This window comes from Pedobacter fastidiosus, assembly GCF_014306625.1.
In the GTDB taxonomy this organism is placed as follows: domain Bacteria; phylum Bacteroidota; class Bacteroidia; order Sphingobacteriales; family Sphingobacteriaceae; genus Pedobacter; species Pedobacter fastidiosus.
Genome location: NZ_JACRYL010000043.1, coordinates 806 through 7,558, shown reverse-complemented (window position 1 = coordinate 7,558; position 6,753 = coordinate 806). Strand labels below are relative to the sequence as shown.

The 6,753-nt window shown below is 45.9% G+C and carries 1 pseudogene; it reads right to left on the bottom strand.

Annotated elements, in window-relative coordinates:
- Positions 1–6,543 (bottom strand): annotated as a pseudogene (locus H7U22_RS22635) (hypothetical protein); the annotation flags it as partial.
- Positions 6,544–6,753: the final 210 nt, after the last annotated feature.

The following is a 6,753-nucleotide window of genomic DNA, read 5'->3' as shown; positions in this document are numbered from 1 at the left end:
TGCTTTCGCTGGGCTGATGGTAAACGGTGTTGCTGCCGAGCTGCATCCATCAACACTCTGTGAGGTAACGGTATGTGCGCCCGGAGTTAATGAAGCGTAAGTGGTGGCTGCCGTAAATGCACCGCCGTCTACACTGTATTTCTCGCCGGTTACAGCAGTGATGCTGATGCTTCCTGTCGGCGTTCCACAGACTGGTTGGGCAACTGCGAACACTGGTGTGCTTGCTGTTGCTTTCGCTGGGTTTATTGTAATATTTGTTGCTGTCGACAGACATCCGCCGGCACTCTGAGCCAATACGGTATGTGCGCCCGGTGCAAGACCTGCGTAGGTTAAGGTAGCCGAATAAGTTCCGCCATCTACGCTGTAGGTTTCGCCGGTTACTACTGTAATGCTGATGCTTCCAGTCGGCGTTCCGCAAACTGGCTGGGTAGTGGCTACCGTTGGTGCATTTGGCAATGGGTTAACCGTTACCGTTATAGGTGCGGATGCTGCAGAGTAACATGTTCCGTTTCCGGTTTCCACTGTATAACTTCCGCTAGTTGTTGCCGTGTAGATCTGTGAGGTTGCTCCGATTATAACCGTTCCGTTTTTCGACCAGCGATAAGCCGTTGCCGAAGTTGCAGAAAGATCTACCGAACCGCCCAGACAGAAAGTTGTGCTGCTGGCTGGAGAAATGGTCGGCGTTGCTGGCAGGGTAATAATTACGTTCTGGTTTACCGTTTGGGTATAACCGTTGCCGTAGTTGAATGTCCACGTTACAACCGTTGTTCCTGCTGTGGTAATCGGGAATGCTGTTGCCGTTGTTGCCGTTAAACCGCCCGCACATGGATCTGAAAGGGTTGGCGCAACCGGTGTTGCACTGCAGACTGCATTAATATCTGCCAAAGCAGTAGGCAGTTTGTTCGCATTGATGGTAATTGTATTTGCGGTTGTACTTGCACAGGTTCCATTGGTAAAACTGTAGGTTACCGTATGTGTACCTACCGTAGAATTTAACAGATCTACCGTACCCGTTGCTGCATTTATAGCCAGACCTGCATCGGAAGTATAGGTTCCGCCTGCCTGACCAGTCTGTGCAACTGTTGCCGTACCGCGTTTGCAGTATGGGCCAGAAGCATAGCTAATGCCCGCTACCGGAAGCGGGTTGATGGTTACCGTTACGGGCTTGATGTCCGAACAGGTTCCGTTGCTCCCCTTGATGTAATAGATACCACTGGTGGCAATGGCCGATGGGCTGGTGAGTACATTGGTACCCGCCGCATCGGTATAGTAAGAATAAGTTAATCCTGAGGTACTGCCCGCGGTTACCGCAGCAGCCGTAAGGTCTACCGTACCCGGGAAACATGGTGCCGAAGGGGCAACCGTTACCACCGAAGGCAGGCCGTTTACGTTGATTACCGCAGTTGCCGTAGTGGTGGTATTGCAGGGTGCGCCCAACACAATCTGGCAGGTATAGTTGTTTGCACCAACCACCAGTGTATTTTTATTGATGACCGGATTTTTTAGGTTTTTGTTCAAAGCGGTAATGCCCGGACCCGTCCATAGGTAAGAGCTTGCGCCGAGTACATCTACATCCAGTTGCATAGTGCCCGAACCCGTGTTGCAGGTCGTTGCCGGGTTGCTTCCGCCATCGATACTGATGGAAGGTGCCGCCGCCACGCCGATCTGTGCGCTGGAGGTAATTACGTTTCCGCAGCCATCCTTAACCTGGAAAAAATAAGTGCCCGCACTTAAACCGGTAAAGGTATTTGGACTCTGGAACGCTCCATAAGGTGCGCCCGTGCTTGTGCCCAGTGCATAGGTAAGGGTATTGTTTGGTGCAGGGGCAAGTGTGCTTGCTGCAATGGTAAGAGTACCGTTGCTTGCACCTGCGGTACATACGTAACCGCCAGTGTTCGATTTGTCTACACTGAGTACGTTGGCCGAACTCAGGGTTACCGTTTGGGTAAGTACTACGGTTGTACCGCCTTTAATGTAAACCTCGAAGGTATAGTTTCCGTTGGTTAAACCATTAAATGGTAATGATGCTGTAGTACTTGCCAAATCTCTGGTTGCTCCCACATTGCTAGCCGAACCGGCTGCAATTTTAACCTGATAGGCTGTTGCATCATCAAAAATACCGTTTAGAACATAGTTAAAACCGCCACAAATTGGGGTTAAAGTATTGCCTGTTAAGCTGGCTGCATAACCCCTAACTACTAAATTAGTATTCGTACTACCACAGCCTGAGGTTACTGCAATGGTGTAATTACCCTTTGGCCAATAAAAAAGTGGGTCTGTAGTATTGACTCTTGGTAATGTTGGCTGGCCTTGGGCACCGTTTTGTAAGGTATTTAATATTGCACTATTTGTATAACCAACAGGTACTAAGGGATTATCAGAAGCTGTTACTGTCCATGTTAAGTTATCTGTTGGGCTGCTAGGCGCTAAGGTTAATCGTACTACTCCATAGCCTAAAACATTTAAGTTTTTATCAGTACCAAAATACCATTGAGCGGCACTAAAAGTTTGTGTAGCTGGAAAACTAATGGAATTTGTACCTCTATATAAACCTGATGTATATCCAGAAGCATCTACATAAGTATAGGTATAAGTTGCGCCAGGAATAAATCCTCCAGATAATATATCGACATTATTATTTTGACGAACACTTACAACATTTGCAGGATTGCTGGTATTTGTAAAAACAAAATCAATTGGTAGGCAACTTAAACCTGCTCCAATAAATGTTTTTATTGTTGCAGTTCCTCCGCAAATACCTGGAGCAAGACTCGAATTGGTTACGTTATAATCAACTATGTTAAATTCTTTAGTGTTGCCACATGCGTCAGATAAAACAATCTTCATATTAGCATAATCTGCCAAAATATTAGCACGATTGGCTATTGCTGGCATAGTTGTAGTGGATGCTAATGGAGAGAGTCCTGCTCCACCGATGTCCATTTTACCGTCTCCAGTATTATCTGCCCCATAAAGGTTTCCTTGAAATTTAAGTTTCCAGGTAAATAATGCAGCATCTGCAGCAGAAATAGAAATACCATTTGAGGTATAAACAAACCCACTTTCTCTGATCAGATTAATATTTGCACTACAGCTGCCCGCACCACCTTGATAAACAACGTAGTTGGTTCCCATTTTTAAATCTGCCAAGCCAACCGTTGGATTAGAAATACTTGTTGCACCTGTTACGGTAATTCCGCAGGCATCGGTTACGCTTACCAAGTAAGTGCCTACCGGTAAAGGTGTAGATGATCCAAAGGTATATGAGGTTGCGCTTGTTGATGCGCTGGTTTCGATTGCCGTACCCGGACTGCTCTGTAGCGCAATGCTGTAGATATAGTTAGATTTTCCGCCGGTAACCGTTGTGGTTAAAGTAGTCGTTGCGCCAACGCAGGTTAAAACCTTTGTTGGGGTAGCAACTGCCATATCAGTATAACCGTTGGCTACGGTAATGTTCGCACTGCTGTAAACCGTGGCCGTTGGGGTAGATTTTGCCTTGATCACATAATCTGTTCCGCTCAAAAGCCCCGTAAATAATGCCGTATTGGTGTACTGAGTGGCATCGCCGGCAACAGGTGCCAATACCACGCCGCCCTTAAGCAACTGGTACTGTGGCGTTGCGCCCAAACCTGTAGGTACCGCGGTAATGCTTCCGCCAGATTTACAGCCGGAGGTTGCAGGCGTACCCGTTACGCTCGGGCTCAATATTTTTATCGGAGCTGTTGTGGTGTTCGAACAGGTTCCGTTGCTGAAGGTATAGGTTACGGTGTAGGTACCAACCGTACTTGCGCCAAGATCTACCAAACCTGTTGAGGCATTGATGCTCAGTCCTGCCGGAAGTGCGGTATAGGTTCCACTTCCCTGCCCTGTTTGTACCACGGCTACCGTTCCGGTTGCATAGTAAGGCGTTGCCGGATAAGCGATTGTTGCCGTTGGCAGTGCGTTTATGGTTACTGGTGCCGTTGCCGTATTTGGGCAGGTACCGTTGGTAAAAGTGTAGGTTACGGTATAGGTACCGGCTGTACTGGTGCCCGGTGTTACCGCTCCCGTTGTTGCATCTATGGTTAAGCCTGCCGGCAGAGCCGAATAGGTTCCGCCGGTTTGGCCGGTCATGGTTACGCTTTTTGCAGCATCAGATTGGCAGATGACCGCTGGATAGGCGATGGTTGCCGTTGGCAGTGCATTGATATTAACCGAAAGGCTGGATACCGTTGCCGTTGCGCTGCAGCTTGGGTTAAGTACCGAAACTGAATAGCTCTGAGCGCCTGCGGTAAGTCCGTCTAAACTGATTACCGGATTTTTTAAACCTTTGTAAGCTGGATCTCCAACAGTGCTGGAAATGCCCGGGCCGCTCCAGGTATAGGTAACGCCCGTGCCCACTGCATCTACATTGAGTGCCATAGTACCGCCTGCCGTTTTGCAGACTGGTGCGGTACTCGGTAGACCATTGGCTGTTGCCGTTGGCGCTGCCGCCACGCTGATCTGTGCCGAACTGGTGATCTCGTTTCCGCAGGCATCTTTTACCTTGAAGAAATAAGTGGTATTGGTTAATCCCGAGAAGGTATTGCCAGATTGATAAGTACCATAAGTACTGCCACCGTCTGTACTCAAGGCATACTGAAGTACATCGCCTGGAGCTGGAGAATTCGAAGCCGCCGTGATGGTTAAGACACCGTTTGTTGCACCAGAGCTACAAACCGTACCACCTGTATTGGCTTTATCTACAGTAATGGCATTGGCTGCAGAATAGGTAACAGTTTGGGTATTGAAGACACCACCACTTTTTGGTCTGATGCCAAATACATAAGTTCCATAAGCCAAGCCGTTAAACGGTAAACTTGTAATTAAACTAGCCAAATTTCTAACGGCTCCAACATTAGAGGGACCAGAAACTATATAAACTTCGTAAAAACTTGCATCTTCAACCGAAGTTGTATTTGCAGTAACATTAAAACCACCACAAACCGGTGTTGTTGTTAAGCTACTTAAAACACCTTTATATCCAATTGCTGTAAAAGTTTGATTGACAACTCCACAAGGTCCAGATAACTGTACGGTATAAGTACCAGCCGGCAATGTGTTAGAAGGATATGGTGTAGGTGTAAAGCTTAAATTATTTACACCATTTAAAGCTAATGTTGAACTACTGGTTAAACCAACTGTTGAAGGTACGGTACTTGCGGTTATTGTGGTACTAATAACTTGTCCAATAGTTCCATTTAATACTGTAATTCCCATACCAAATGAGTCGTAAACTGTAGTTGACTTATTAATGGTTCCAACCCGATAATTATTAGAAGTAGGAGAAAAACTAACTGAAGATAAAGATGTTAAACCACTTGTGGCACCTGAAGCATCAACATAAGAAATAGTATAGGTGCTTCCTAAAACAAAAGAGTTTGGCACTTGTGCGTTTCCTGATGTCATTGAATATAAAATAACATCAGCAGGATTAGTAGTATTGGTAAATGTAAAATTGATTGGATAACAAGCTAAATTACCTCCTAAGAATGTATTTTGGATTACAAGTTGACCAACTCCACCACAATTTATTCCCCTGAAATCAATACCTGTAGTTGTAGGAACATAAGTTACTGAGTTACCACATTTATCTTTTAAAATGTATTTTGGGTTTCCTGCAAGTGCTGTAGCACGATCGGTTATTCCTCCAGGTAATGGTGTAGATTGAGTTGTTCCTGGAAAATCTGCTCCACCTAAATCTGGGTTTCCATCTGCATTTGTATCTTGACCATAGCTTAATCCATTAAATTCTAAACGCCAAGTAAAATTAGCTTTATCAGATGCAGACGCTGGTCTAGTTCCTGAACTATCGTAGCCTAAACCATAGAAAGAATTAAATTGGATTTTAGCTGAGCAACTTCCATTAGTTGCTCTACTCAAAACCAAGCCTGATGGTTGAATACCTGAAATTAAAACACCACTTTGGGTTATAGAAGTTGCACCGGTTACTGCATTGGAACAGTTATCGGTAACCGTTACCAAGTAGTTCCCTACGGGTAAAGCCGCAAAAGTGTAAGTTAATGCATTGGTTGCAGCAGAGGTTTCCATTACCGTGTTTGTGCCGGTATTTTTTATGCTGTAAATATAATTTGCTTTACCACCGGTTACCGTTGCCTTTAAGGCTACCGTACCTGTTGCGCAGGGTGTGGTTGCCGTTGGGGTTACCACATTCATTGCGGTATAGCCGTTGGCTACTGTTATTGCCGAACTTGTATAAACCGTGCTAGCAGCGCTAGCCCTACCTTTGAGGGTATAGCTTCCGCTTACCAAGCTGGTAAAAACAGTGCTGTTGGTAAACTGGGTTGCATCGCCGGCAACCGGGGCTACAACCGTTCCGGCCAATAAAAGCTGGTACTGTGGCGTGGCGCCCAATCCCGTTTGGGTTGTCGTAATGGTACCGCCACTGCTGCAACCTGTTGTTGTTGCCGTGCCGCTTACACTTTGTGCAACCGCCAAATTCCCAATACCAATTAAGGTAGAGAACGTGAGGAGGAATAAGAGATAAGTAAATCTAGTTTTCATAATATATTGGTATCAAAAAAGCCTCACCCCGGCCCTCTCCGAAGAGAGGAAGTAGCGATTGGCCAGTTATATGGTTTATTCTATTTATACTGTTTTAAAAGTTTGTTTTCGGAGTGCGATAGTTTGGCGCTTTAACCTTAAGCTAAAGCACCGACTATCAAAATCTAAAGGGCTTGAGTTTCCCATCTACAAGCCTTTTCAAAATTCAGC